Genomic DNA, 26,287 nt, shown 5'->3' on the forward strand with positions numbered 1-26,287 from the left:
CTGCTTGACGCCGCCCGCTCCCGTTCTCGTTTATTGAAGCAGCCCGAATCCCGCCTGCTGCTCAGGGTATGCAGATCCTGGCTTTGCTGGGGCCCGCCACGGTCCGGGTGGGGACGTTGAGCCGGTTCCACAGGTTCACGACGGCGATGTTCAGGATCAGCGCGGCCAGCGTCGGAGGAACACGCCTGTGCCGCAGGTGGCGGTGTTGTGGCGTGGCCTTCCACCGCCCTCCCGCGCGCTGATAGCTTCGCGCGCATGCCAAAGCCACGCATCTACGTCGAGACGACGATCCCGAGCACATACCACAGCGGCCGCACCGATCCCAAGATGATCGAGTGGCGAGCCGCGACGCGCCGATGGTGGGACGTCGCCATCCGCGCCTGCGAACTGGTGACGAGCCCCGCCGTGCTGCGCGAACTGGCCCGCGGACGTTCGGACCTGGTTCCCAGGCGGCTGGAGATGATCGAGGAACTGGAGCTTCTACTCCCGCACGAGGACGTTGATCGTGCTGCGGCCCTGTACGTGCGGCACAAGATCATGCCCGCCGACGTGGAGGGTGATGCGCTGCACCTGGCACTTGCCTCGTATTATGAATGTGATGTGCTGGTTACCTGGAACTACCATCATCTGGCAAATACGAACAAATTGGATAGGATCAAGAAGCTGAACGCGGAACTCGGGATCTTCGTCCCGCGAATCCTGACGCCCCTGGACCTGATGGAGGAAGATCATGAGTGACGAACCGCTGGCGGATGCCCGGGATGGCTTTGATCTCCGCAGGGCGCGGGAGAACTATGATGCGTTCGTCGCCCGCGCTCGAGAGCATCACGCCCGGACGGGCGAGTGGCCGCCCGATCCACTTCTCGACGAGATCGATGAGATCCGCAGGGAGATCATGGCCGAGCATGACAACGACTGGCGCAAGGTGCTGCGGTGGCACGTGGAGCAGGACAAGCTGTTCGCGGAGCAGAATCCCAACGCCAGGTTCGCGAGCAAGAGGAACCAGGCTACTGGCGTGAGCGGGCTGTGATCGGGGCCGGTGTTTCGCCTTGAGCTGACGCCATGGGTGTCGAAGCGTGAAAGGGGCTGCGGAAGACGCGTGTCTTCCGCAGCCCCTTTGCTCGTCGAGCCGCCCGACATCGACCGCAGCCGGTCGCACGCCCCGGTGTGCACGTTCATCCGCGCCCGGATTGCGCCAGCTGCCGAACCGGCCTGTGCGCCCGTTGGCGGTGTTCGCACGCGGTCTTTCTGAGCCTCTTTGCGCGCTGATAGCTTCGCGCGCATGCCAAAGCCACGCATCTACCTCGACACGACGATCCCGAGCGCGTACCACACGACCCGCACCGACGCGGATTCTGCGGAGCGCCGCGCCAACACGCACCGGTGGTGGGCGGTCGCGCAGTACTCCTGCGAGTTGCTGGTCAGCCACGCCGTGCTGAACGAGCTCGCGGGCGGACGGCCGGAACAGGCCGCCCTGCGGCTGGCACTCGTGCGGCATCTGGAAGAGCTCCCCTCCAGCCGCGACATCCTGCTCACGGCGGACCTCTACGTGCGTCATCAGCTGATGCCGAAGAATGTGGAGGGAGATGCCATGCACCTTGCCCTGGCGTCACATCATGAATGCGACGTTCTGGCCACGTGGAACTACCTTCATTTGGCGAATCCGAACAAATTGGATAGGATCAAGAGGCTGAACGAAGAACTCGGGCTCTTCGTTCCGCGTATCCTGACGCCGCTGGCCCTGATGGAAGAGATCTCATGACTGACGAATTGCAGCCAGATCCGCTGGATGAGTTCGATCTGCGCAAGGCAGGGGAGCGCTACGACGCGTTCGTAAAGCGCGCGCTAGACCATCACGCGCGAACCGGCGAGTGGCTGCCCGATCCACTTCTGGACGAAGTGGCTGAGATGCGCCGCAACGCCTTGGCCGAGTACGGAGGCGACTACCGCAAGCTTTGGGCGTCGTACGTCGAGCATGATCGGGAGGCGGCGGCGGAGGAGGCCGCCTTGTCCAACGCTGGAAAGCAGAAGAGGCCCGCGGCGTGAGCGTGATCCTGAGCCTGCTTCTTCTCTCCCTCTCCCTGGCCGCCGCGCCCTTGGCTGCGCAGACGGGCGCCGATCCGCGCGTGTGGGACTCGCGGGCGGGGCGGTGGGTGCCGTGGGGAACGATGGCGGATTCGCTGGCGCGGCACGACGTGGTGCTCGTCGGCGAGCAGCACGACGATCCGGCGACGCACCGCGCCGAGGCGCGGCTGCTGGATGCGCTGGCCGCGCGGCGGGGCCGGGTGATGGTGTCGCTGGAAATGTTCGAGCGCGACGTGCAGCCGCTGCTGGACGACTACGCCGTGGGGCGCCTGCCCGAGGCGGACTTCCTGGCGCGCTCGCGGCCGTGGGGCAACTACGCGTCGGACTACCGGCCGCTGGTGGAGGCGGCGCGCGCGCACCGCTGGCCCGTAGTGGCGGCCAACGTCCCGCGCCCGCTGGCGCAGGTGGTGTCGCGCGGGGGGATGGCGGCGCTGGACACGCTCCCGTTCGGCCACGGCCGCCTGTACGCGGCGGAACGCCGCTGCGCGCCGGAGGGCGAGTACTTTCGCCGCTTTGGCGAGGCGATGGGCGGAATGGGGGGGCACGGCGCCGCACCCGACACCGCCGCGGCCAACGCCACGCTGGCGCGCTTCTACGCGGCGCAGTGCCTGAAGGACGAGACCATGGCGGAGTCCATCGTCCGGGCGCGCGACACGTGGCGAGGGTGGATGGTGGTGCACTACAACGGCGCCTTTCACAGCGACCACCGCCTGGGCACGGCCGAGCGGCTGGCGCGCCGGCTGCCGGACGCGCGCATCGCCGTCATCTCTATCGTCCCCGTGCCCGACCCGGCGACGGCGGACGCGGCGGGGCTCGCGGACCGCGGCGACTACGTGGTCCTGGTCCCCGCGCCTCCGGCGGCGGCACGGCCATGAGCGAAGCGGTGAGAAGGGTGGTCGCGCGGCGCGATCCGGCGCTGCGCGCGCGGGTGGTGCGCACGGTGCCGCTGACGTACGCGGAGGGGGCGGACGCCGCGCTGGACCGGCCGGCGCACGTGCGGGCGGGCTCCGGGCTGGCGTGGACCGGCGGGGCGCTGGCGGTGATGCAGGACGACGCCAACTTCGTCGCGCTGGCGGACCCGGCGACGGGCCTCTGCCGCGCCATTCCGCTCCCCGCGGGCGAGGGCGGGCTGCGGCAGTTCGACGACGTGCGCGGAAACAAGCGCTTCAAGCTTGACCTGGAGGCGTGCGCCACGGTGCCGGACGCGTGCGGCGACGAGATGGTGGTGGCGTTCGGCTCGGGCTCGTCGGCGCTGCGCGAGCGCGTGCTGCACGTGCGCGACGCCGCCGGCCCCGCGCCGCGCGTGGAGCTGCGCGAGGCGCTGACCTTTTATGCGCGGCTGCGGGATGCGGCGGAGTTCGCGGGGAGCGAGCTGAACGTGGAGGGGGCGGTGTGGCGCGCGGGGCGCCTGGTGCTGCTGAACCGCGGCAACGGCGCGGCGGTGGATGGCCGGCAGCCGGTGGACGCCACCTGCGAGGTGGAGTGGGCGGCACTGCGGGCGTACCTGGACGGCCCCGGCGCGCATCCCGCCCCCGGGCCTGAGAACGTGATCCAGTACGCGCTGGGCGAGATCGACGGCTGCCGGCTGACCTTTACCGACGCGGCGGCGTTCGGGGGCGCGCTGGTCTACACCGCCACTGCGGAGGCATCGCCCAACGCGGTGGACGACGGGCCGGTGGCCGGCTCGGCGGTGGGGATCATCGGCGCGGACGGCGAGGCGCGGTGGACGGTGCTGGAGAACGCGGCCGGCGCCGGGTTCGACGCCAAGGTGGAGGGGCTGGCGCGCGGCCCGCGCCCCGGCACGCTCTACGTGGTGGTGGATCGCGACGATCCGCATCTTGCCTCGCAGCTGTGCGAGGTGGAGCTGGCGGGCGACTGGCCGGTGTGACGACGAAAGCGGGGCCGCGGATCACCATCCGCGGTCCCGTTTGGTTTGGCGAAATAGGGTTAGCCCTCCGGATTCAAACTGAATCCGGAAAAGCACCTGTCATTCTGAGGGAGCGCCCTCCCTGGACTCTCGGAAATTCGCGGAGCCCGTTGGCGCGACCGAAGAATCTCCCTCCCCTCGCGCGGAGCCCTCTCCCGGGCAGAGCCCGGGAACCCCGCGTGACGGAAAGATCCTGCCGCTTCGGATAAAGATTCTTCGGTCGGCGCCACACTCCTGGGCAAAAGGAGAGCACCGCGCGGCGCCTCCCTCAGAATGACAGTTTGGTCGGATATGGTATTACCGGCTCCGGATGCCGAACTCATCGATGCGATCTCACCAAACGGTCGGTAGTGTCCGCCTTGAGGAGCGAATGAATTCGCCGCTGGAAAGGCGCAAAGTCCGCCTGCGCGGACTGTAACCGCCGGTGCCGGGCGAGAAGCAGATTACGAGGATTCAGACGGTAGATTCCTCAGTCGGCGCCAGGGTTATGCGACAAGGGCGGGTTTTGCGCGGCGCCTCCTTCGGAATGACAGATCGCGGCTTTCATCGAGGACTCGACAGGCTGGCCAGGGCTCGAAGACCGCATGCTGTTGAAGCCCCGTTCGGCGAGCGCAAGCGAGCCGGGACGGGGCTTGTCGCTTTTCCAGCAGCGGGTTTACCCGCTCATCCCTGCCCGACTCTGAGCCCGGCCCGAATCCCTCACCCACCGCCCATCCCCCGCTCCGCCTGTTTCCCGAACGGATGGCGAAGGTCTTGCATATGGATGTGGACAGGCTACACGGGCCGCCGCACCCCAGCACGAGCCGTTCGATGACCGCATCCGTCCTGACCCGCGCTCCGCGTTCGCTTCCCGAAGGCGCGCGGCTGATTGCCCTGGCGCCGCAGGCGGTCCACGCCGTCCGCGTGCTGGCCACCGCCAGCGAGGGCGCCGCGCTGGCCGCGCTGCTTCCGCCCGACGGCGAGGACCCGGCGGACGCGGTGGCGCGCGAGGCGGCGTCGCTGGCGGAGCGCATCGTGGCGCACGTGGTGAACGCGCCCGGCGGGCCCACGGCCTCGGCACTGGGGATTGCGGCGGCGCGGCTGCACGGGAGCATGCAGCGGCTGCGGCGCGCGCTGCCCCCCTCCGCGGCGGAGCACCTGCCCCGTCCCGACACCGCGCCGCTGGGGCTGGCGTCGGAGTGGCTGGTGGAGGCGGCGCTGGAGCACCACGGCCACGCGCTGATGCTGCTGTCGCACCCGCGGTACGAGCTGGTGGCCGGCATCCGCGCGCTCTCCCCCGCGGAGGCGCTGGCGCGCGCGGCCGAGCACGTGCTTTCGGCCGCGGAATCGTGGGCGGCGCACGATCCGCTGCTGGAGCTGGAGGTAGAGGCGTCGTACTGGTACTCCGAGCGCTGGAGCGCGGAAGACGACGAGGGCGACGCGGGGCTGCGCTCGGTGCAGCGGCGGATGGAGTGGGCGCTGGCCGAGCGCGCGACGCTGGCGCACGGCGAGCCGATCCTTGCCACCCTGCTGGCCTCGGACGAGGGGATGCGCTGGCCCGAGGCGCGGCGGACGGCGGCGCGGGCGCTGGTGGATTCGGTCGCGGGCGCGTTCCAGGTGCTGTGGCGGATGGACGACGAGATCGCGATGGTGCGCTCGCTGACCGACGGGCGCGAGATCCGCATCCGCGATCCCTACGGCGAGGCCCACCCCGGCCGGGTGATGCTGGGCCGGGCGCTGCCGCTGAACGCGCGCGAGCACGTCTTTACCCTTTCCACCGAGCTGGTGTCGGCGGGCGACCCGGCGGACCTGCGCGCCCTCCAGGCGGACCTGCGCGCGTTTGCCGCGCGGATGCCGCTGCCGGCCGCGGTGGAGGCGACGGTGGCGGACGGGCTGTTCGGCGCGCGCATCCCCCGCACCGTCGCCCCCGCCGCGGACGCGGAGGATGCGCTGGCGCGGATCGAGGAGCTGGGCGGACTGCTGCGGGAGCGTGACCTGGCGCGCGCGGTGGAGCCGATCGACATCCCCCGCGTGCCGCGCATGCCGGCGGGTGCGTCCGCGGACCTGCTCGCCATTCCCGTGGACGCGGTGATGCGCGCGTGGATCACGGCGCTGGCGCAGGCCACGGAGGCCCCGCCGGTGCCGGCGCGGCGGCGGGAGGCGGAGGAGCGCTACGGGACGTGATGCAACACACCGCGGCCGCGACCGGGACCGCGATCACGACCCGCGACCACGACCCGCGACCCACACACCGCGGGCTAAAGCCCGCGGCTGGAAAGGCCAGAAGCCCCGTCTCGGCTCGCTCACGCTCGCCGAACGGGGCTTCAACTTCTAACCGCGGAATCCGTCGGGCTTTTCCCGAATCACAATCCCCTGCGTCAGTTGCGAACGGCGGGGGAGTGGCGGCCGTCGCCGTGGTAGCGCTCGGTGCCGGTGCCCAGGACGCGGCGGGTGTAGCCGTTCTCGGGGTTGCGGCCCCGGCGCAGGTCGCGGTCCACGGCGCCTTCGCCGCGGTTGTACGCCAGCAGCGCCAGGCGCAGGTCGCCGTACTTGTCGATGAGGCGGCGCAGGTAGCGAAAGCCGGCGGCAAGGTTGGCCTCGGGCTGCATGATGCGCTCGGGCGAGGTCATCCGCCGGTCCAGCCAGCGGGCGGTGAACGGCATGAGCTGCGTGAGCCCCAGGGCGCCGGCGTGGCTGCGCGCACGCGGGTTGAAGTTGCTCTCGGCCCGCACCAGCCGGAACCCCAGGTCCGGGTCCAGCCCCTGTTCTTCCGCGGCTTCGTGGATGGACCGCGCCAGCTGCGGGCTGATGCGGTAGCGCATGGCGAACGCCACGGGTCCGCCGTCCAGGGTGCGCAGCCGCCGCGCGCCGTCGCGCAGCCAGCGCCAGAACTCGCCGTCGGGGCGGGGGACGGCGGGGAGCGCCTTTTCGCGCGGGACCTCGGCGAGGTGCGGGGGTGGTGCGGGGGCGGGCTGTGCCTGCTGCGCGGCCGCGGGGGCCGCCACGGCGCAGAACGCCGCCAGGGCCAGCAGCGCCGGGGTTCGGGCGCCGCCGTACATCCAGCGTTCGGCTGTCGTGCTCAAGTCGTCGCCTCCTTGCTCTGGTCAGCCGGTTTGGTTCCGGAAGGCGCTCATGATGCGCGTCGAGCGGGCCGCTGGCAAGCACCAGCCCGTCGCGGGCCTCCGATCCACGCCGTGAATCCCCTCCGCCGAGGGCTCTCCTTTATACAGGATCCGGCCAAACATCGATGTCGTTCAGTTCCTCTGTGGCCTCTGCGCCCTCTGGGTGAGACAAGTCTTTTCCCGGATTCCGCATTGGATGCGGGAGCGTGGTGCCGAGGGAAGAATCTGCGTGCTGGACGGCGGGATCTTCGCGGATGCGGGGTTCCCGGGCGATGCCCGGGAAGGGGTCCCGCGCGAGGGGAGGGAGATTCTTCAGTCGCGCCAACGGGCTCCGAGGCTTTCCCGAGAGCCCGGAGTGGGGCGCTCCCTCAGAATGACAGGGGTTTCCGCGGGTTTGGTATCAACCGCCGTGTGTACCGCATCTTCCGCGACGGCAGATCGCCGGCTGAAGCGCACGGAAGCCCGCTACACCTGCCGCGCGTCTTTTGCCGCAGCCAGCCCGGTGTACGTGCTTGCGGGCATGGACGGGGCGGGGGCATCTTTCCCTCCTGTCCCACCCATCCGCAGCCCCCTTGAACCGGGGCGTCTGGAACCCGCACCGCCGCGCCCGTTGCACGGCGGCCGCACGCGTCCCGCATGGCCTGGCAGCCGACGCCCCTCTTCATCCCCCTGCTGGTGTCGGCACTGGTGTGCGCGGCGCTGGCGCTGTTCGCGTGGCGGCACCGGCGCGTCCCCGCCGCAACGGGGTTCGTGCTGCTGATGGCCTCGTCCAGCGCGTGGGCGCTGTTCTACGCCCTGTACCGCGCCAGCGCCGACCTGCACGGCAAGCTGCTTCTGGCCCAGGCCACCCAGGCCGGCGCCATCGTGGTCCCGCTGGCCTGGGCCGTGTTCGCGCTGCAGTACACCCGGCGCGAACGGTGGCTCACCCCGCGCGCCGTCGCCCTGCTATCCGCCATCCCCCTGCTTACGCTGGGGATGGCGCTCACCAACCCGCTGCACCACGCCTTCTGGTCGCGGTTCGCGCTGGTGGAGCGCGACGGGTACGCCGCCATCGACAGCGTGAACGGCTGGGGGTTCTGGCTGCACGTGGGGTACTCGTGGGCGCTGCTCTCGCTGGCCGTGGCCATGGTGGCGCTGCGGGCGTTGCGGTCCACCCACCTGTACCGCCGCCAGGCTGTCGCCATCGTCCTTGCCGCGGCCGTGCCCTGGATCGGCAACGTGCTGCACCTGTCGCGGACGGTGCGGTTTGCGGCCAACCCCATGCCGTTCCTCTTCATGCTGAGCGGCGCCGTGTTCTTTTGGGCCATCTTTCGCCTGCGGCTGCTGGACCTGGTGCCCGTGGCGCGCGAGGCGCTGGTGGAAGAGATGCCCGACGGCGTGGTGGTGGTGGACGAGACGGGCCGCGTGCTGGACCTGAACCCCGCCGCGCGCGAGCTGCTGGGGATCAGCGGCGAGGTGGTGGGCCGGCCCGCGGCGCAGGTGCTGGCGCCGATCGCCGAGGCGCTGGCGGAGGGGAGGACGGGCGCCCTTCGCTTTGCGCTGGGCGAGGGGCGCGCGCGGCGGCAGGTGGAGGTGCGTGTGCGGCCGCTGCAGGCGGCGGGGGTGGATACGGGGCGGCTGCTGGTCATCCGCGACATCACCGAGGCCGAGCGGCGCGAGGGGACGCTGGTGCTGCAGCGCGCCTACCTGGACCAGCTGTTCGAGGCCGCGCCTGACGGGCTGGTGCTGCTGGACCACGAAGACCGGGTGATGGACGTGAACGGCGAGTGGGTGCGCCTGTTCGGCTGGCAGCCGCGGGAGGCGGCCGGGCGCACCATCAACGAGCTCATCGTCCCCCCCGCCCTGAGCGCCGAGGGGCAGCAGCTGACGGCGCGGGTGATCGCGGGCGAAAAGGCCGAGCTGGAGACGGTGCGGCAGGGGCGCGACGGCCGCCAGGTAGAGGTGCACGTGACGGGGACGCCCGTGTTCGCCGACGGGCGCCAGGTGGGCACCTGGGGCATTTACCGCGACATCTCGCGGCGCCGGGCGGCGGAGCGCATGCGCGCGGAGCTGCTGGAGCGCGAGCGGCGCGCCCGCGAAGAGGCCCAGGCGGCGGAGCGGCGTGCGGCGTTCCTGGCCGAGGTGGGAACGCTGCTGAGCGCCACCTTCGACTACGAGACGGGGTTCCGGCAGCTGGCGCGGCTGGCGGTGCCGGTGCTGGCGGACTACTGCCTGATCGACGAGGCCGAGCCGGACGGCGGCACCCGGCGGGTGGCGGTGGCCCACGCCGACCCCGCCGCCGAGGCGCGGCTGCTGGCCGACGTCCGAAATCCCCCCGACGCCGACCCGGAGCGGCGGCCGGTGCTGCGCGTGGTGCAGACGGGCGAGCCCATCCTGGTCCCCGAGGTGACGCCGGCGCTGGTGGAAAAGCTGGCCCACGACGAGCGGCACCGCGAGCGGTGGCTGGCCAGCCCCTCGCCCCCGCGCTCGTTCATCATCGTGCCGCTGACGGCGCGGGGGCGCACGCTGGGCGCCATTACCCTGGTGAGCACGCAGCCCGGGCGGCGCTTTGGGCCGGCGGAGCTGGGGGTGGCGCAGGAGGTGGCCCGCCGCGCCGCGCTCACCATCGACAACGCCCGCCTGTACCGCGAGGCGCGCGAGGCGCTGCGGGCGCGCGACTCGGTGCTGGGCGTGGTGAGCCACGACCTGCGCAACCCGCTGACGGCCATTCTGCTGAACGTGGATGCGGCGCTGGGGTCCGGCGTGCTCCCCCTGGCGGCGCGCGAGGCCATGGAGGGGGTGGTGAACAACGCGCAGGCCATGGACCGGATGATCCAGGACCTGCTGGACGTGGCGCGCATGGAGGGCGGGCAGCTGCGGCTGAACGCGGCACCCCGCGCGCCGGCGGAGCTGGTGGGCGAGGCGCTGGGGCTGATGGAGCCGCTGGCCGAGGAGCGGGGGATCCGGCTGACGGCGTCGGTGGACGACTGCCCGGCGGTGCGCGCGGACCGCGACCGGGTGCTGCAGGTGTTCAGCAACCTGGTGGGGAACGCGCTGAAGTTCACGCCGGCCGGCGGCACGGTGACGGTGGGCGCGGCGCCCGAGGCGGATGGGGTGCGCTTCTGGGTGCGCGACACGGGCCCGGGCATTGCGCCCGAAGACGTGGACCGCCTGTGGGAGCCGTTCTGGCAGGCCGAGGGCACCGACCTGCGCTCCGGCGCCGGCCTGGGCCTCCCCATCGCCCGCGGCATCGTGGAGGCCCACGGCGGCCGCGTGGGCGTGGAGAGCGAGCTGGGGATCGGGACGACGTTCTGGTTTACGCTGGCGGAAGATGATTCCGGCATCGAACCGGGCTCTCAGCTAACAACCTTGTAGCGATCGAATTCGCTCGGTAGCAATTCCACGATTTCGTGGCCTTCCAAGGCGAAGATATCAAAGGTTACGTCGAGTTGCTGCAGTACCTCCCGGAAACGGCGGATCGTTCCTCCCTTGTTCCGATTCGTAATACCGCGCTTCGGTTGGTTCTTTACTCCGTCGAAGTAAAGAAGATCGGCTGCCTGCAATGCCCCCGGGATCTGAACCACCTCCTGAACGCCGAACAACTGCTCCTCCACGTCTGACCAGACGTTGAGCGGCTTCGTCAGCAGCAGGCGGGCAGTAGTTCCATGCAGGCGAAAGGCAAGACAGGGACCCAGAAGCAGGTGCCGGTAGCGCCGCTGAAAATGCGTTGATGGGATGTACAACTCGGTTGCGAGCAGCTTCCGCTTTCCACCAACGGCGGCGGGGGCTAGTTGGTCAAAGAAGAACAGGCTGAGCCAACTCCAGAGTCCAAGCTCCTCACGTTGGACCTGAAGCGGCACCGGGCGAAGACGCTCGACAAGATAGTGGGCTGCCGAGAGTTTGTCTGGAAAACCGTGTTGTTCGACCTCGATTTCGATCCCTCCACTTGGGATCGTACATGAGGTTTGCGAACTCTGCAACAGAAAGGTAGGCGGCATCTCCTCCGCGCCAGCCCGAAGACGGTCGAGATATGCACGGAATTGTTCATCACCTGCCGGCGTAAGTGCGCGCAGCTTCATCAGAGCTTCTCCTCCTTCTGAGCCTCGCGGACGAAATCGGCCCCTCGGAGCCTGGTCGCGAAGGTGGCCGTCACTGAATCAATCCAGCTCGTGATCTCTTCGTCGGTTGCGGCACCAGGAGACGGATCAGGAGCCGGAGTGGAAACCTGCAACATGCCGAAGCGCAACCATCGAGCTTCCCACCCGGCGTCGTCCGATCCCGATCGGTGAATCAACAGCACTTGAGTAAGGATTGTTCTCAGCGCGTGTGGATACACCAATGCTGCGAACATCTTGTTGTTCCGGAACAAATCCATTACACCGTCTATGGCGGAATTGACTTCCAGATACGGCCCCCCTGCATCGAAATTCACTCGCCAGACTTCCTGCCCCATGTCACCACGCGGTTCAACTGGCAGAAGTGATTCGTGGGCGCGCTCGTCCTGCTGAGGAAGTGCGGGTATGATCTCCTCGGCGGATGCGAGGAGTTTACCGTGCATTCCGGTAACATCCGTGACCTTCACCCGGAATTGCATTCGCCCGCCGAAATCAATCTCCTCCAGGCTACGGTCTTCGGGCACCTTGATCGAGGCAACCGTTCCGAACGCGAATCGGCGGTATGCGCGTTCGAAATACGCCTCTACGAAAATCCGGGCGTTTTCTGGAAGCTTCAACTCATGCAGGCGCGTCAGGTCGGCATCGAACCACCGTGCACCTGAATCGAGCGAATATACGCGAATCGAGATCAGATCCAGCGGGATTCGGCGTCGCCCGGTATAATTGAAAGTGCGCCTCACTCGGCCTCCGACGCATAGGATGGAATCGCACGGACGATCAGATCGCGCCGCTCGTCAAATCCGGTGAGAGCGAACACGAATTGTGGATCGACTACCCGCAGTCTGACCCGGTTCCCGGAGACCTCATCAATCGTGATCCCCTTTCCACGCATCGGCATCGTTGCGAGGTCAAAGTCGAAGGGCCGATATCTCGTCAGCGGATTTCCACTCGCCACGGCGTACGCCATATCGATGGTAATCCATTCCACGGTTCGTCCACTGACTTCCACAGCGCTGATGCGGAACCCGCCAACGACTTGGGAGAGTGCAATTCCGGAGGTGGTCGGCTCCGGAATAACTGACGGGGGCTCCGACTCTCCAGAGCGGTCCTTCTGAGATTTGGTCCCCTTCTTTGCGGGATCCGAAGTATCTTCCGGAAGAAAGAAGATGTCGCTCAGGAGCTTTTCGTCGCGTGTCTCTGGACGGAAGGAAAGAGCATCCGCGAGTTGCTGCACGGCACCATTGACGAGCCGCACTGTACTGCGGCCGTGGATGTATTTTGGCTCCTTGATCTTGTCGGAGAGTTCCTGCCACTTGGTATGCGCGGGGTTCTCGGAGTCGCCGAGCAGGGTTGACAACGGCTTGTCAGTGACAAGGGCAAGGCCCCGGACAGGCTGGCGCGGCTGCTTGCCGGTCTGCGTAATCGCCAGTCCTTCCCGGATGCAGTCGGCAGTGCCACTTCCGAGAGAATCATCTCGTTTCAGAAATACATCCAGATGAGATGATTCCGTCTGCCGAGCTTTCTTGACGAGTACCGGAATCCGGAATGCAAGAAGTTCCCCTGTATCAAACTGCTCCTGCAGAGCCGGGAGATCAGCCTCGGGCAATCGTTTCTTCAATGAGTCCGGTGCGGATTTCAGATCCTGCTCCGGCAGGAGGAAAAAACCTCCCGCGGCCACGTTGACCGCATCCGCAGCAAAATCAACGTATGCAATCATCTCGCTGGCAGTCATTCGCATTGGCCGCCAGTCGAGCGTCCGGATCACTTCGCGGATGTTCTCCGCCGTGATCTGGAACGAATTAGTCGCGTTGCTTGCTTGAACGACCAGTTCCCCCGTGAGTATCGGGAGATAATAGCTCCGGATTGCTTCCCGGACGATCGCTTCGGGATGTACTTCCTTCTGTGGAAACGGGATTACCACCGACAGGCCCGGCTCATTCATACGGGAGAGACTGAATGCCTTTGAGAAGGCGGCAAGGAATCCGGGGTCTTCGATTGGAAGCGCCAATTCATTCGTGTCCTGGAAACGACCGAAATATCCATACGGTTCATAGATCCGCCTGTTACTGTCAGGAGAGCTGAGTTGATGTATGATGCCCACCGACTGACCCATCAGGAGCCTGCGTTGATCATTCGCACGGACGGTCAGGCCGAAGAACGAACTGATGGTCGACGACGCAGGAAAAACCGTCTTTCCAAGTCCCCATCTGCCCCGTTCTGCTTCCTCTTTCCGTGAACGCCCCACATTCCGCCAGAAGTAAAAATAGTCATTGCGAACCTCCTTCTCTGCCGAATGCTCGTCATAGATGGTGTGCGCGGGATCGCCCTGAAGCCCGCGAGTACCGAAATCCTCGACCGTCAGGTAGGATATGGGAGTGTCACCAGCGGGCACATGGTTCGGGAACTGCGCCAGTAGATGAGGGATAATGCCAGCGAAGTAGTCCGAAGCGGCGAACAGTGCACTCTCCGAATGATCAAAGCGGAACCGGACCCGCACTGGACCTGCGTGGTCCTTGGATCTGGCATCCAGAGAATTCTGTATTGACTCCCGGACGAGTGCTCCTGCCGACCCCTCCTCCGGCCCGAAGAATTCCTGCTGGGTAGGATCCTGGCTCACCGCCTCCGGGCGAACCTGCAGAAAGCGCCAACCAATGTTATCCATGAGGGAGTTCGACGGGAATTTTCGCGACGGGCCCTCGGGACCGTAAGACGGGACGGCGCTTTCCGCAAGTGTCACCAAACGCGCGAACTGCGTCAGGCACCCGGTAACGATGCCACGTTCCTGATGAAGTCGCTGAACGAGAGGAGCTCAGAACGCACCGTCTTGGGATAGCTCCGAATCAATGGAGTGGGTACGACGAGCTTTACGCCAGCTGTTTTCATTTCATCGAACTGATTTGTGGATACACCTTCCTGCAATGTAAGCAGATGCTTTACGGAAATCTTGTCTGCCTCATTCAGGATTTGTCGCCAACGGTCCTTGCAAGTTGTCTTGACCGCCAGCATGCGCAGGTGTTCGGTGGGAATCGGGGTGTTCTGATACGCTTCCGCCGAGGGGAACAGGAAATCAGGGCGCTTCTTCTCCTCCGAGATCGCATCATAGGCGTGCGGGACGTGCTCCTCGTCAAGGATGCGCTTCACGTGCAACTGAAGGGATGCCCCGCTCCGGGACTTGCGACGGTTCGTTACCGAGTGCGCAAAATGTACGAACAGATCAACGGTCGCGAATCCTTCCTTGATGCGCGGGAGCACCCAGGCTTGCTCAATCGACCGGAAGATCTCGTACTCACATTCCCGGCGCCGGAGCAGGCGATCATCAGGGGTGAGCCCTTTCGACTCTCGGGCGGCCGCCGCTCGTGCCACGATTTCGCTGGCCGTCGGAAAACTGCGAAGCCAGTCGGTCGGGATCTCACCCGGCGCAAGGCTGCAGGGCGACTCCACGGGCTCCGGAAGCAGCAGTGCTGCCGCGGCGCTTGCCGGTACGAACAGCCACCGCCCCGGCTCTACGGGTCCGACAACGCTGGTGAGATAATCTTCTTCAGCGACCGAGTTGCAGAGCCAGATCCGGCAAACATCAGCATCCTCGACCTTCGGCTTCCGGAACGCAAAGATACAGATCGAGCCGGTTGACTCCGGATCGAGTAACGGAGAAGCCCGCCCGCCCCAACCCGTGATCCGCGTCTCATCGCGAGTCCCGTTGTCCGTGAGGCGGTTGTTGTACCAGATCACCGTCACGACGGAGCGCGTTCCGTGCGAATCGATGAACGCTTCGAACTGCAGCCGCGGGTTCCGTCTCTCCCCGGATGAGAGCCCGGGGAAGAGGCTGAAGATCGCTGATTTCGGGATGTATGGCCCAGCCTGGTGGGCCTCATTGAGCAGAGTGTCGTTTCCGGAGAGCACCTTGATGTACCAGTGCCATTCGTCACCGGAGACTTCCGCTATCCATCTCTGAAGATTCTCTAGATTTCCGCTCATCTCGGCCACTCCGGATGTCCTGGATCAGACGCATCATTGGATCTTCATCGCGCGTCTGACACTCCCATATGATGAACACGCGCCAGCCGGCTCGGCGCAATTCCTCTTCCTTGCGCTCATCTCGCCTGACATTTTCTTGGAACTTCTTCTGCCAGAAATCGGGATTGCTCTTGGGGTTGTAAGCGTACTTGCAGCCGGGGTGCCGGTGCCAGAAGCAGCCGTGAACAAAGACCGCGGCTCTGTGCCTGGCGAGAACAAGATCCGGCTTCCCGGGCAGTCCTTTCCCGTGAAGCCGGAACCGGAGACCGTGTCTGTGGAGGAAGCTGCGGACGAGCCGCTCGGGCTTCGTATTCGCTCCCTTGATGCCGGCCATCATCCGGCTGCGTTCAGCCGGCGTTACTACGTCAGCCAAAGCTCATGCTACCTGCTCGAACAGGTCGAGCTCCACCGCGTTCGTCTGCCGTGCCAGATGCGCGGCCATGTGCTTTGCTACGAGTTCGACGACTGGAACCGCCACCGAGTTTCCGAACTGCTTGTATGCCTGCGTATCAGACACCGGAATGACCATCGGAGGCGAGCCTTCGCGATCGAATCCCATGAGCCGGGCGCATTCCCGCGGTGTAAGTCGTCGAGGAGTATCGGAAGCGGTCTGGATCAGAATCTCGGCGCCATCCTTGTAGTACCTTGCAGAGAGCGTACGGGCAACGTCATCGGGTCCCACGAGGCCGAATCCGAATCCATTGCCCTTGGCGCGGTGCTTGGCAGCATACCGCTGAAGGTAATCCCACAGGTGCGGAGTCAGGCGATACCGCGCCGCAACTCGACCGTCTGCATCGGTATACGGAGCCTCCGGAATCTCCGTGCCATCCTCCGGATGAAGAATGCTCCCCAGACGTGGCCCGTTCGCAGGGTCAGGTAGTTTGATCCGCCTGATGTCGAACGTCGTGGGGTCCTTGAAGCCGGCAATCAGAATGCGCTCCCGGTGCTGCGGAACGAAAGCACGAGCGTCAATGACTTTTTCCGTGACGTGATAGCCGAGTTCCTTCTCAAGAGTCTGCTTGATCACGCGGAAGGTGCGACCGCCGTCATGCGTCAGCAGATTCTTGACATTTTCCAGAAGGAATGCACGCGGCTTGTGGTGCTCGATGATCCTTGCAACTTCAAAGAACAGTGTACCCTGGGTTTCACACGCGAAGCCGTGGGGGCGACCCAGCGCGTTCTTCTTGGATACCCCCGCAATCGAGAAGGGCTGGCATGGAAAACCTGCCAGCAGAACGTCGTGCTCCGGAATGTGCTCCGAAGGGATGGCGACGATGTCGCCTGCGATCGGGTGATCATCTCCGAAATTCGCTCTGTACGTCTTCTGGGCGTACTTGTCCCACTCCGACGTAAAGATGCACTTCCCCCCTGCCGCTTCGAAGCCCTTCCTGAGCCCGCCGATGCCGGCAAACAAGTCGATGAAGGTGAAGGCGGGCTCATTATGATCCGCGTGAACGGCTCGCGCTTGAATCCTGCTTTCCAGAAGCCGCAGAACAGCCGGACGAGGTGTGGCCTTGCCGTTCTCCCACCGGCGAACCGTTTTCTCGCAGTATCCCGACTCTCTGGCGCACTCGGCCTGTGAGAGACCAGCCTGCTCCCGTAACAACCTGAAATCCACGGCCCCTCCTCTGGGTAAGGTACCGGACATTACGTCCAGAGGTGCTCCCCGCGCAAGTCCCGCAATCGAGAGTCTCCGGATCGTGCTTGCCGGGCCACTGTAATCGGGATCAGATGTTCCACCAGCCGCAAAAATGAGCGTGCGAAATGAGCCACCTGCGTGCATTGCAGGCGGCTCCGGCCCACCATGGAGACTGTCTTCTAAGTCTGAGGGGCTGGAACTAAAACGAGTGGGGCTGACGCTGACTGCCGACGAGCCGCGCCAGTTCCGCGACCTCGGCCGCGGCGGGGCCGCGGCGCTGGTCGGGGGGGAGCTCGTCGAAGGCGCGGACGGTCTGCTGCACGCGCAGCCAGTCGCTGGCGCGGGCGGCGGCCTTGCCCAGGTGGCTCAGGGCCTGGGGCAGGTGGGGGGCGGCGGCGGGGCGGTCCTTGAGCGCCCAGGCCGCGTTCCAGCTCTGCTCGTACAGCGGTGAATCGCCCAGCTCGGCGGCGGCGTGGGCCTGCAGCGCCAGCGCCGCCATCCGCATTCCCGGCGCCGTGACCTCGCCCAGCTGCCGGCGCAGCAGCGGCATCACCCGCTCGAACTCTCCCCGGCGCACCATCAGGTGCGTCATGTCGTGCCGCAGGTCGGGCATGCGCGGGTGCGCGCGGCCGTACGCACGCTGCGCGGCGCGCGCGTACGGCTCGGCCGCCTGCAGGTCGCCCGTGGCCATGCTCACCCGCATCAGCCCGTGCATGGCCTCGGCGCGCACGTAGCGCAGCTGCTGCCGGCGGGCCACGCGCGCCGCCAGCCACCAGTACTTGGCCGCCCCGTCCAGCCGCTCGCTGGCCAGGTGAATCTCGCCCAGGCTTACGCAGGCGCTGCCGTAGCTTTCCCAGTCGCGGGCGCGGCGGGCCAGCCCCACCGCGCGCCGCAGCCACGTCTCGGCCCGTGCCGGCCGCCCCCACTGCAGCGCCAGCCGCCCCACCGCCAGCGCCGGCTGCGCGTCGTCGGGGCTGGCCAGCGCGGCCGCCTGCGCAAAGCTCACCGCCGTTCCCATGGCGCCCTGCGCGCGCGCCCACTTCGACACGTCCAGGCACGCCAGGCTCACCACCGGCGCGCTGGCCTGCGCCGCGTGGCTCACCACCGTGGCCAGCGTGGCCAGCGGCACCTCCAGCGCCGGGTCCAGCGGCTCGCCGGGCTCCGGGCGGCGGCGGGCCTCGGCCGCGGGGGTGAACAGGGCCGGGCGGCGCTCGTCGGGGGTGGCGGCCCACAGCGTCACGTCGCGCAGGGCCGTCCACAGCGCGTGCGCGGGCGCGGGGGGCAGCTCGCTCAGCACGTGCATCCCCTCCAGCGTCTCGCCGGGCTCGCGGGTAACCGCGGGCGGAAGGCACCACAGCCGGCGCGTGCGCCGCGCCGCGCTCCTGGGCCGCCGTGGCTTGCGCCGGTTTCGTGCTCCGTCCATCCGCCCCCGCTCCTGGTCCCGCGCGTCTTGCGCCGTTCAAGTGCACAACGTGAACGGCTAAAGTGCCCGGAGCGCAGTGGAATCGAAAAGTCGTGAGGAGTGGCGGCTGGGGATAGGGTAGCTGATGCGGGGTGCAGGCGGCGGGGAACGGAGGAGGCGCGTCCTGCGCAGGGGAGATGTGGCAGTCTGTTGCAGATGCCGCACGATCCCGGAGATGGCGGGCTGGAACGCCACCGCTTCGCCCGTGCACAGCTGGAGTGAGGCCTGCTGCGATCAAGCCCCCAATGCGCCACGGGCTATACAAGGTGGCGAATGTAGCACGCTGGATGGTGATTGGCCGCGTGGAGTGGCGGGACGGGTATGGTGGAATGTACAATATATACGGCCGGGCAGTGTTGGCCCGGCCGTATCTTACCCATCCCACAACCAGAACGGGTCGCCATGATGAGCCATCGCATCCCCTCCGCCGCGCTTCTGCTGTGCACCCTGGCCGCCTGCGGCCAGAGCCCCACCGGCAGCGACGCCCACGCCCGGCCGGCCGGCCCCTCGTACGACGGCGGCTACACCATGGGCTCCGGCAACGCCACGCAGTCGGGCGGCTTCACCATCGGCTCGGGGAACACCGAGGACGCGTCGTCATCGGGCACGACGGAATCCGGGGAGACGACGACCGAGCGGGGAGGGTACACCATGGGATCCGGGAACTGAGGATCACACGCTTCCCAGCCGCTCAGGCCCTGACTGTCGCTTGCGCTTCCAGGTAGCGCCCCGCCAGACGGTCAGGGCAAGGGCCATGTCTCTCGCCAGCTCCAGCAGGGGCCCGGCGATGCGCGCCTCCACCACCGGCTCGTGCGGTGGAATGCGCTGCTCGCGCGCGTGAGCCAGCGCCCGCGACGCGTTCTCCCGGCAGTCGGAGGGCGCGCCGCGGGCCGCGATCTCCAGGCTGCGCGAGGCGTACTGCTCTGCCTGCTTCCACAGCGCAAGCAGGCAGGCGCCCTGCGCCAGGTTGTCGAACGCCGCCGCGGCGTGCAGGTCGAACAGGCCCACCCGCCGCAGAACGTTCTCCGCCGCCTGCTGATAGGCGGCCGCGTCCCCCGTGCCCGCCGCCGCGCGGGCAAGGGTGCTCCAGCCGATCACCTGGTCCTGGGGCGGCACCGGCAGACGCATCACCGCCTGCAGCAGCGGCAGGGCGGGCGCGTACAGGTGCATGCGGACGAGCAGAAAGCCGGTGTCGTGCGCCAGCGCGGGAAAGCGGGCGTGGTGCCGGGGGTACCACTGCAGCGCCTGCCGCGCGTGCGTCAGCGCCTCTTCGAACCCTCCCAGCTCGCTCGCAAGCGCCATCAGGTCGTGGCGCGTCTGCGCGGCGAGCCACTTTTCGCCGGACAGGCTGCGCGCCGCGCGGGCCGCGGTGTAGTAGTGCGCCCGGGCCGCGGCGGGATCCCCCAGCGCCTTCTTCGCATGCCCCAGGCCCAGGTGCGCCCGTACGTAGCTGCGCCACTTGCGCCGCATGCGCGCCATGGTCATGGCGCGCTCGTAGTGGATCGCCGCGCGCGCCGCCTCGCCCATGATCCGGTTTGCGCGGCCGGCGGCGAGGGCGCGGCGCGAGCTGTCGGGGAGCAGGGCGGCGGCGGCTTCGGCGCACTGGATGGCGGGCTCGCCGGCGCCGCGCTCCAGCGCCCACTCCGAAATGCGCAGCAGCGCGTCGGCGGCGGCGGGGCGCGTTTCGACGCCGCGCAGGTACCCGGCCAGCGTGCCCAGCGCCTCGTCCAGCGGCGGAACGGCGCCGATGGCCGCATAAAAGCGGTCCAGCCGCTCGGCCGCCGCGGCCGGGCCGGGGGGCTCTTCGCCGTCGCGCACACGCCACACGGCGTACCACACCGCCCACGCAAAGTCGTCGCCCGCGTCCCGCAGGGCGGGAAGCATGGCGAGCGACGGACGCGGATCGGGTGCCCGGGGAACCAGGCGCGGATGAATTCCTCGAATTTGATTCGGCATGCGGAAGGGACCAGAAGACAGGCTGGACGCACCCCGGGGAAGATTAGGTGTCCAATCCGTTACGCGCCATAGCGTGTCCATTCCGCACACACCGGGCCCGGGCGTCCAGCCACGGCGCCGAACGGGCCCAAACTGACACCGGTGCGCGGCATCCATCCCTCCCCCGCACCGTCGATGCCGCCGGCTCCGCGGGCCCTTCGCCGCACGGCCTCGCCGATTTTTCGGATTGGGCCGATCAAGATCCTCCGCCCCCTGGACCGCGACGCCGCCCGCCCCGCGCCCGCGGAACGCCGCCGCGGGTGCCGGGGGATGGATGCGGCCGCGCTCCGCCGGTTCGCATCTTGCCACACACAAAGGGGGTTGCCGGCATCGCCGCCGGCGCCGGAGGGCGACGGGGACCGCGCGTAACGCAGGGACACATGGCTGGACTGGAAGGCCTGCTCACCGGCCACACGCTGGTGAAGCGCTACACCATCGAAGAGGTCATCGGCCGGGGCGGGTTCGCCGTGGTGTACCGCGCCATGGACGACCGGCTCAGCCGCCCGGTGGCCGTAAAGGTCATTACCCTGAGCGCCGCCGACCCCGGGCAGCGCGAGGTGCTGCGCCAGCGGCTGCACAAGGAGGCGCAGGCCGCCGCCAGCCTGCCGCACCACCCCAACCTGGTCACCGTGCACGACGTGGGCACCGACCCGGAGCTGGGGCTGGACTTCCTGGTGATGGAGATGCTGCGCGGCGAGAACCTGGCGCAGTACCTGGCCCGCGCCGGAAAGCCCCCGCTCAAGCGCGCCCTCTGCATCCTGCGCGACGCCGCCGAGGGGCTGGCCATCGGGCACCGCGCCGGCCTCATCCACCGCGACGTAAAGCCGGGCAACATCTTCCTGGCCGATGCGCACGACGGCAACAAGGACGACGTCCGCGTCTGCGTGCTGGACTACGGCATCGCGCAGGTGATGGAAGACGACCAGACCGTCACCCGCGGGATGGGCGCCAACCCGCTGTCGCCCGCGTTCGCCTCGCCCGAGCAGATTCGCGGCGCGCGCGACCTGACGGCCGCCACCGACGTCTTCAGCCTGGGCGTGGTGGGGTACCAGCTGCTCACCGGCGAGCGGCCGTTCACCAGCGAGCCCGGGCAGGTGCCCACCGGGTGGACCGTGCGCCGCCCCCTCCGCGAGCTGAACCCGCAGGTTTCGCCCGAGGTGGAGCAGGTGGTGATGAAGGCGATGTCCGTGGACGCCGCCGACCGCTACCCGGACGCGGACGCCTTTTCGCAGGCGCTGCAGGCCGCCACGCACCGGGACCTCAAGACGCAGGTGCACGCGGCCCTGTCGCACGTCGCCGTCCTTCCGCCGGACGACGACGAGGACGACGCCACCATGGTCGCCCCCGCCCGCCGCGCGGCCGTCCCCGTGGTCCCCCCGCGGATCGCGGACGACGGCGACGACGAGGGGACGGTGATCGCGCCGGCGCCGGCCGCCGCGCCCGCGGCCCGGCCCACCGCGCGACCGCCGGCGCACGTGAGCCACGCGGCCCACACCGTGCCGCCCTCCACCGCGCGCCCCGGCCGCCGCTGGCCGGTGATCCTGGTGGTGGCGCTGCTGCTGGTGGCCGCCGCCGCGTGGGCCGCGCTCTCCGGCGGCGGCGGCGATGACCAGCCCGCCTCCCCCGCCGCGTCCGGCGAGCAGGGTGGCGCGCCGATCGCCGGCGCGGGCGAAGGCGCCGGCGGCGAGGAGGGGGTCGAGGGCGCCACGCCCATCCCGCCGCGCGACGGGTACGGCGTGGGCGGCGGCGGCAGCGACGAGGTGCCGGGCGACGAGGGCTCCACGCCCGCCTTCAGCAACCCGTCCTCCGGCGAGCCGCGGCCGAGCGCGGGCGAAGGCCAGCCCTCCGGCGGCGCGCCGGCCGTGCAGCGCCCCGCGCCGCAGCCGCAGCGGCCGTCGGCGCAGCCGCAGCCCCAGCCGCAGCGTCCGTCCGTGCCCGCGGCGCGTCCGCAGCCGCAGCAGCCGCAGCCCAGCCGCCCGCCGGTGCAGCAGCGCCCGCCGGCCCAGCAGCGTCCGCCCGCGCAGCAGCCGCCGGTGCAGCAGCAGCCCCCGGCCCAGCAGCCGCCGCAGCAGCAGCCGCCTCCGGTGCAGCCGCAACCGCAGCCGCAGCCCGAGCCGCAGCCGCCGCCGCCACCGGTGCAGCCGCAGCCCGAGCCGCAGCAGCCGCCGGTGATCTTCATCCCGGCGCAGCCCCGCCCCGAGGCGCCGCGCGACACCATCCGCATCGGCTTTCCGCCGCGCTGACGGTTCGCGCGGAGGACGCGGAGGAAGAGAGGACGCGGATGAAGGTCTCATCCACGTCCTCTCTCTTTTCGCCATCCTGCAGATCCATCAAAAGCGTGGGGTACAGAGGGACAGAGAAAAGCCAGAGGAGCAGAGGACACCTGGTCTTCCTCTGCTCCTCTGGCTTTTCTCTGCTCCTCTGTACCTTTGCCTTTGTTTTTCCGGATCAGCGGATCTTGTTGCCGCTGGTGTCCCACACCTCGACCGGCCCCAGGTTCAGCGCCCGGATCGGCTGCTCGATCTGCGCCAGGTCGCCCACCACCACGATGGTCAGCGCGTCGGGCGTAAGCTTTTCGCGCGCCACGCGGGAAATGTCTTCGGGCGTCACCGCCGTCAGCCGCTCGCGGTAGGTGTTGTAGTAGTCCGCCGGCAGGCCGTACAGCAGCACCGACTGCATGCGCTGCGCAAGCTCCTGCACCGTCTGCACGCTGCTGGGAAAGCTGCCCGCCATGTTGAACAGCGCCGACTGCAGCTCCTCGGCCGGCACCGGCTCGGTGGCGATGCGCCTGTACTCGCGCACCATCTCGGCCACCGCGCTGTCGGTGACGTTGGTGCGCACCGACGAGCTCATGTCGAAGCGCCCCGCGCCGCGCAGCGCCGTCAGCGAGCTGTTGGCGCCGTACGTCCAGCCGTGCCGCTCGCGCAGGTTGGCGTTGAGCCGGCTGCGAAAGCTGCCGCCCAGCACCTGCGACAGCCCCAGCATGGGGATGTACGCCGGGTCCGCGAAGCCGATGCCGGCCTGCCCCACGTACACGCCCGACTGCACCGAGCCCGGCCGGTCCAGCAGGATCACCCGGTGGCCGGTCAGGCGCACGGGACGGTTTTCCGCCGGCGGCACCTGCACCGCGGGGGCGTTCCACGACCCCAGCGTGCGCGTGGCCAGCGCCCGCGCCTCGTCCAGGGTAACGTCGCCCACCAGCAGCACCATGGTGTTGCCGGGCGAGTACTTGGTGCGGTGCCACGCCACCACGTCGTCGCGCGTCAGGCGCTCCAGCGTGGCGCGGGTGCCGGTGGGCATGCGCGAGTACGGGGCCGACGGCTCGAACACCGCGCGGACGAAGGTCTCGAACGCCAGCCCTTCCACGCTGCTCTGCAGCCCCAGGTGCCCCGCCACCGCCTGCGCGCGGGCCCGCTGGAACTCCGACTCGGGAAAGCTGGGCGACACCACCGTCCGCGCCGCGAGCGCAAACGCCTCGGGAAACGCCGACTTCGACGCCGTCACGTTGGCGAACGCCTGGCTGTAGCTGGCGTAGGTGCTGAACTGCGCGCCCAGCCGCTCCATCTCCTGCACGATCTGCGTGGCCGTCATGTCGCCCGTGCCGGCGGAAAGCAGGTCCGACGTCAGCACGGCCAGCCCGCTCTGCTCGGCGGCGTCCTGCTGGGCGCCCGCGTTCACCAGGATGCGCCCCTCCACGATCGGGAGCCGCGCCTGGCGCACCACCACCACGCGGATTCCGTTGGGCAGGGTGGTTTCCTGCAGCGGCGGCACCGCGTAGGGGCGCAGCGGCGCGGGGGCGGGCGGCTGCTCCGGCTGCGCGGCCGCGGGCGCCGCGGCCAGGGCCAGCAGCGCGGCAAGGGCAAGGGTCGGGCGCATCATCGGGTCCCCGGGGCAGAGGGTTGGGCGGCGGCGGCGGGCACGTACACCAGCACCACGCGGTTGGTGGGCACCAGACGCTCGCGCAGCACCGCGTGCAGGTCCGCCACCGTCACCGCGTCGTTTTCCGCCAGCTGCGTGTTGATCCAGTTGGGGTCGCCGTAAAAGGTGGCGCCCTGCGCCAGCATGTCGGCCCGGCCGCCAAAGCCGCCGGTGCGCTGCAGCCCGTCGATGAGCTGAAAGCGCACCCCCGCGCGGGCGCGGTCCAGCGCCGGCTGCGTCACGCTGGCCGCCGCGCCGTCCAGCTCGCGCAGCACCGCCGCCTCCAGCGAGTCGGCGCTGGCGCCCGGCTTGCCCTGCGCCAGCACGATCAGCATGTCGGCCCCGTCCACCAGCCCCAGGTTGAACACGCCCATCCCCGTGGCGATCTGCTGCCGGCGCACCAGCGACTCGTACATCCCCGACGACTGGTTGCCCAGCACCGAGGCCAGCAGGTTCACCGCGTTGGCCTGCTCGCTGCGGGCCGGCGGCACGCGAAAGCCCACGTACACGGCCGGCGCCGGCGCGTTGGCGTCCTGGATCACCTCGCGGTAGGCGCGCCCCAGCGTGGCGGGGAGCGCGGCCGAGCGCAGCGGCGGCGGCTGCGGGCCGCGGGGAATGTCGCCGAAGTGCCGGCGCACCATCGCCTTGGCCTGGTCCACGTCGAGGTCGCCCGCCACCACCAGCACCGCGTTGTTGGGGGCGTAGTAGGTGCGGAAGAACTGGTTGACGTCGTCCACCGTGGCGGCGGAGAGGTCTTCCATCGACCCCACGATCGGGTGGTGGTAGGGGTGCCCCTGGGGAAACAGGCGGGACTGCATGGTTTCCATCCAGCCGCCGTACGGCTGGTTGTCCACGCTCTGGCGGCGCTCGTTCTTCACCACCTCGCGCTGGTTGTCGAGCTTGGCGGCCGTCACCGTCTCGGTGAGCGTCCCCATGCGGTCCGCCTCCATCCACAGCGCCAGCTCCAGCTGGTTGCTGGGCAGCTGCTCGAAGTAGTTGGTGCGGTCCCAGCTGGTGGTGCCGTTGATGTCGGCGCCCGAGCGGGCCCCGGCGTTCTCGAGCAGGGCGAAGTGCTGCCCGTCGGGGACGTTGCGCGAGCCCTTGAACATCATGTGCTCGAACAGGTGCGCGAACCCCGTGCGGCCGGGCTGCTCGTGCTTGCTGCCCACGTTGTACCAGATGTCCACCGCCACCACCGGGGTGGAGCGGTCCACGTGGTACACCACCCGCAGCCCGTTGGGCAGGGTTTCTTCCACGTAGTCGATGCGGACGGCCTCCCGTTCCGGGCCGGGCTGCGCGGCCAGCGCCCCGGGGAGCAGCGTGGCCAGCGGGAGCGCGAGGAGCAATCGTCTCATACGGATGCAGGGTGCGGGGTGGCGGGTGGACGGAACGCAGAGATGTGCCGCAAGGGAGCCGGCACCGGACAAACCATACGTTTTTGGCGGGAACTCCGCAATCCGGATGATTTTCTCCTCATCAACCCTTCATCCGGGATCCGGAAAACGGCCACCCGGGCAGGGGGAGCGCGTTCGCATCCCGCCGCTGCAGCGAAGCCGGCGCACCGATCGATCGGGCCCCCCACCGTCGGCGGAAGGCTCCCCGCGCGAGGCCCCCCGCTCGACCGGCGGCACGCCTGCCGATGGAGATTCTTCGGGCTGGGACAATTCGTCGCCAGCGCGGCGCCTCCCTCAGCAGGTGTTGCCAAACCTCCCAGCGCGATTGGCTTCCTGAGGGAGGCGCCGCCCCGCAAATCGCTGGTACGCTGTACCTTGGCGCCGACCGAAGGACCTCGCCAGCAGAACGATGGGGCTGGTTCCGCGCCCTGACCTGGCCCCTGCGCCACCGAGACGAGGTCCTTCGGTCGCGCGCAACCTGTGTTGTGACTTCTGGTTGGACGTGACGCGCTCCCTCAGAGGGTGTTGCCAAACCTCCCAGCGTGATTGACTTCCTGAGGGAGGCGCCACCCCGTACCTCGTTTGTACACTGCACCTTCGCGCCGACCGAAGGACCTCGCCAGCAGAACGACGGGGCTGGGCCCGCGGCATGAAGCCG

At 68.7% G+C, this 26,287-nt stretch carries 21 protein-coding genes; 10 read left to right on the top strand and 11 right to left on the bottom strand.

Features of this window, described 5'->3' with window-relative positions; genetic code table 11:
• The first annotated feature begins 255 nt into the window (after positions 1-255).
• The 7 genes from VGC13_RS13775 to VGC13_RS13805 all read left to right on the top strand — a co-directional run bounded on the left by VGC13_RS13775 (position 256) and on the right by VGC13_RS13805 (position 6,175).
• Entirely contained in the window at positions 256-738 is a 483-nt protein-coding gene (locus VGC13_RS13775) for a hypothetical protein (RefSeq protein WP_331125833.1), read from the top strand.
• Positions 731-1,030: a hypothetical protein gene (locus VGC13_RS13780; RefSeq protein ID WP_331125834.1), complete on the top strand. Its 300-nt coding sequence runs from the start codon at positions 731-733 to the stop codon at positions 1,028-1,030. The genes VGC13_RS13775 and VGC13_RS13780 overlap by 8 nt, the downstream gene beginning before the upstream one ends.
• A 252-nt stretch (positions 1,031-1,282) precedes the next feature.
• Positions 1,283-1,762, top strand: a complete 480-nt coding sequence (locus tag VGC13_RS13785) for a hypothetical protein (RefSeq protein ID WP_331125835.1) — start codon at positions 1,283-1,285, stop codon at positions 1,760-1,762.
• On the top strand, positions 1,759-2,046 hold the full coding sequence (locus VGC13_RS13790) for a hypothetical protein (protein ID WP_331125836.1): 288 nt from the start codon (positions 1,759-1,761) through the stop codon (positions 2,044-2,046). The genes VGC13_RS13785 and VGC13_RS13790 overlap by 4 nt, the downstream gene beginning before the upstream one ends.
• Positions 2,043-2,960: a ChaN family lipoprotein gene (locus VGC13_RS13795; protein WP_331125837.1), complete on the top strand. Its 918-nt coding sequence runs from the start codon at positions 2,043-2,045 to the stop codon at positions 2,958-2,960. The genes VGC13_RS13790 and VGC13_RS13795 overlap by 4 nt, the downstream gene beginning before the upstream one ends.
• A complete protein-coding gene (locus VGC13_RS13800; RefSeq protein WP_331125838.1) occupies positions 2,957-3,973 on the top strand; it encodes a DUF6929 family protein in 1,017 nt (338 codons plus the stop codon). The genes VGC13_RS13795 and VGC13_RS13800 overlap by 4 nt, the downstream gene beginning before the upstream one ends.
• A gap of 849 nt (positions 3,974-4,822) precedes the next feature.
• Positions 4,823-6,175, top strand: coding sequence for a hypothetical protein (locus VGC13_RS13805; RefSeq protein ID WP_331125839.1), 1,353 nt, complete (start codon positions 4,823-4,825; stop codon positions 6,173-6,175).
• A 194-nt stretch (positions 6,176-6,369) separates the two neighbouring features.
• On the opposite strand, the gene VGC13_RS13810 is transcribed toward VGC13_RS13805, so the two are convergent.
• Positions 6,370-7,074 carry a lytic transglycosylase domain-containing protein gene (locus tag VGC13_RS13810; protein WP_331125840.1) on the bottom strand — a complete coding sequence of 235 codons (705 nt, stop codon included), beginning with the start codon at positions 7,072-7,074 and terminating at the stop codon, positions 6,370-6,372.
• A 675-nt stretch (positions 7,075-7,749) separates the two neighbouring features.
• Between VGC13_RS13810 and VGC13_RS13815 the strand changes: the two genes are divergently transcribed.
• Positions 7,750-10,467, top strand: coding sequence for a histidine kinase N-terminal 7TM domain-containing protein (locus VGC13_RS13815; RefSeq protein WP_331125841.1), 2,718 nt, complete (start codon positions 7,750-7,752; stop codon positions 10,465-10,467).
• Here VGC13_RS13815 and VGC13_RS13820 read toward each other — a convergent pair.
• From VGC13_RS13820 to VGC13_RS13850, 7 genes are all read right to left on the bottom strand, one after another.
• Complete coding sequence (locus VGC13_RS13820) at positions 10,449-11,171, bottom strand: hypothetical protein (RefSeq protein ID WP_331125842.1); 723 nt, start codon at positions 11,169-11,171, stop codon at positions 10,449-10,451. The genes VGC13_RS13815 and VGC13_RS13820 overlap by 19 nt on opposite strands.
• Entirely contained in the window at positions 11,171-11,947 is a 777-nt protein-coding gene (locus VGC13_RS13825; protein WP_331125843.1) for a hypothetical protein, read from the bottom strand. Before VGC13_RS13825 ends, VGC13_RS13820 begins: the two co-directional genes overlap by 1 nt.
• Positions 11,944-13,869, bottom strand: a complete 1,926-nt coding sequence (locus VGC13_RS13830) for a hypothetical protein (RefSeq protein WP_331125844.1) — start codon at positions 13,867-13,869, stop codon at positions 11,944-11,946. Before VGC13_RS13830 ends, VGC13_RS13825 begins: the two co-directional genes overlap by 4 nt.
• Positions 13,870-13,961: 92 nt before the next feature.
• The gene (locus VGC13_RS13835; RefSeq protein ID WP_331125854.1) at positions 13,962-15,182 is read right to left on the bottom strand and encodes a type II restriction endonuclease; all 1,221 of its coding nucleotides are present in this window, start codon (positions 15,180-15,182) and stop codon (positions 13,962-13,964) included.
• On the bottom strand, positions 15,130-15,594 hold the full coding sequence (locus tag VGC13_RS13840) for a DNA mismatch endonuclease Vsr (protein WP_331125845.1): 465 nt from the start codon (positions 15,592-15,594) through the stop codon (positions 15,130-15,132). The genes VGC13_RS13835 and VGC13_RS13840 overlap by 53 nt, the downstream gene beginning before the upstream one ends.
• A 3-nt stretch (positions 15,595-15,597) precedes the next feature.
• On the bottom strand, positions 15,598-16,869 hold the full coding sequence (gene dcm / locus VGC13_RS13845; RefSeq protein ID WP_349264209.1) for a DNA (cytosine-5-)-methyltransferase: 1,272 nt from the start codon (positions 16,867-16,869) through the stop codon (positions 15,598-15,600).
• A 190-nt stretch (positions 16,870-17,059) separates the two neighbouring features.
• Positions 17,060-18,283 (bottom strand): hypothetical protein, encoded by a 1,224-nt coding sequence (locus VGC13_RS13850; protein WP_331125847.1) that lies wholly within the window; start codon positions 18,281-18,283, stop codon positions 17,060-17,062.
• A gap of 444 nt (positions 18,284-18,727) precedes the next feature.
• On the opposite strand from VGC13_RS13850, the gene VGC13_RS13855 reads away from it, so the two are divergent.
• Positions 18,728-18,991: a hypothetical protein gene (locus VGC13_RS13855; protein ID WP_331125848.1), complete on the top strand. Its 264-nt coding sequence runs from the start codon at positions 18,728-18,730 to the stop codon at positions 18,989-18,991.
• 3 nt (positions 18,992-18,994) lie between these two features.
• On the opposite strand, the gene VGC13_RS13860 is transcribed toward VGC13_RS13855, so the two are convergent.
• Positions 18,995-20,206, bottom strand: coding sequence for a tetratricopeptide repeat protein (locus VGC13_RS13860; protein WP_331125849.1), 1,212 nt, complete (start codon positions 20,204-20,206; stop codon positions 18,995-18,997).
• 491 nt (positions 20,207-20,697) lie between these two features.
• Between VGC13_RS13860 and VGC13_RS13865 the strand changes: the two genes are divergently transcribed.
• Positions 20,698-22,560 (top strand): serine/threonine-protein kinase, encoded by a 1,863-nt coding sequence (locus VGC13_RS13865; protein ID WP_331125850.1) that lies wholly within the window; start codon positions 20,698-20,700, stop codon positions 22,558-22,560.
• Positions 22,561-22,765: 205 nt separating this feature from the next.
• On the opposite strand, the gene VGC13_RS13870 is transcribed toward VGC13_RS13865, so the two are convergent.
• A complete protein-coding gene (locus tag VGC13_RS13870) occupies positions 22,766-24,193 on the bottom strand; it encodes a pitrilysin family protein (protein ID WP_331125851.1) in 1,428 nt (475 codons plus the stop codon).
• Positions 24,193-25,590, bottom strand: coding sequence for a pitrilysin family protein (locus VGC13_RS13875; protein WP_331125852.1), 1,398 nt, complete (start codon positions 25,588-25,590; stop codon positions 24,193-24,195). The genes VGC13_RS13870 and VGC13_RS13875 overlap by 1 nt, the downstream gene beginning before the upstream one ends.
• Positions 25,591-26,287 lie beyond the last annotated feature (697 nt).

The organism is Longimicrobium sp. (genome assembly GCF_036399255.1).
Lineage (GTDB): Bacteria > Gemmatimonadota > Gemmatimonadetes > Longimicrobiales > Longimicrobiaceae > Longimicrobium.

What these genes read in the sequence shown, in the direction of transcription:
- VGC13_RS13775 (WP_331125833.1), top strand. Translation starts at nt 256, where the DNA reads ATGCCAAAGCCACGCATCTACGTCGAGACGACGATCCCGAGCACATAC.
- VGC13_RS13780 (WP_331125834.1), top strand. Translation starts at nt 731, where the DNA reads ATGAGTGACGAACCGCTGGCGGATGCCCGGGATGGCTTTGATCTCCGC.
- VGC13_RS13785 (WP_331125835.1), top strand. Translation starts at nt 1,283, where the DNA reads ATGCCAAAGCCACGCATCTACCTCGACACGACGATCCCGAGCGCGTAC.
- VGC13_RS13790 (WP_331125836.1), top strand. Translation starts at nt 1,759, where the DNA reads ATGACTGACGAATTGCAGCCAGATCCGCTGGATGAGTTCGATCTGCGC.
- VGC13_RS13800 (WP_331125838.1), top strand. Translation starts at nt 2,957, where the DNA reads ATGAGCGAAGCGGTGAGAAGGGTGGTCGCGCGGCGCGATCCGGCGCTG.
- VGC13_RS13805 (WP_331125839.1), top strand. Translation starts at nt 4,823, where the DNA reads ATGACCGCATCCGTCCTGACCCGCGCTCCGCGTTCGCTTCCCGAAGGC.
- VGC13_RS13815 (WP_331125841.1), top strand. Translation starts at nt 7,750, where the DNA reads ATGGCCTGGCAGCCGACGCCCCTCTTCATCCCCCTGCTGGTGTCGGCA.
- VGC13_RS13820 (WP_331125842.1), bottom strand. Translation starts at nt 11,171, where the DNA reads ATGAAGCTGCGCGCACTTACGCCGGCAGGTGATGAACAATTCCGTGCA.
- VGC13_RS13830 (WP_331125844.1), bottom strand. Translation starts at nt 13,869, where the DNA reads ATGGATAACATTGGTTGGCGCTTTCTGCAGGTTCGCCCGGAGGCGGTG.
- VGC13_RS13835 (WP_331125854.1), bottom strand. Translation starts at nt 15,182, where the DNA reads ATGAGCGGAAATCTAGAGAATCTTCAGAGATGGATAGCGGAAGTCTCC.
- dcm (WP_349264209.1), bottom strand. Translation starts at nt 16,869, where the DNA reads ATGTCCGGTACCTTACCCAGAGGAGGGGCCGTGGATTTCAGGTTGTTA.
- VGC13_RS13850 (WP_331125847.1), bottom strand. Translation starts at nt 18,283, where the DNA reads ATGGACGGAGCACGAAACCGGCGCAAGCCACGGCGGCCCAGGAGCGCG.
- VGC13_RS13855 (WP_331125848.1), top strand. Translation starts at nt 18,728, where the DNA reads ATGAGCCATCGCATCCCCTCCGCCGCGCTTCTGCTGTGCACCCTGGCC.
- VGC13_RS13860 (WP_331125849.1), bottom strand. Translation starts at nt 20,206, where the DNA reads ATGCTTCCCGCCCTGCGGGACGCGGGCGACGACTTTGCGTGGGCGGTG.
- VGC13_RS13865 (WP_331125850.1), top strand. Translation starts at nt 20,698, where the DNA reads ATGGCTGGACTGGAAGGCCTGCTCACCGGCCACACGCTGGTGAAGCGC.
- VGC13_RS13870 (WP_331125851.1), bottom strand. Translation starts at nt 24,193, where the DNA reads ATGCGCCCGACCCTTGCCCTTGCCGCGCTGCTGGCCCTGGCCGCGGCG.
- VGC13_RS13875 (WP_331125852.1), bottom strand. Translation starts at nt 25,590, where the DNA reads ATGAGACGATTGCTCCTCGCGCTCCCGCTGGCCACGCTGCTCCCCGGG.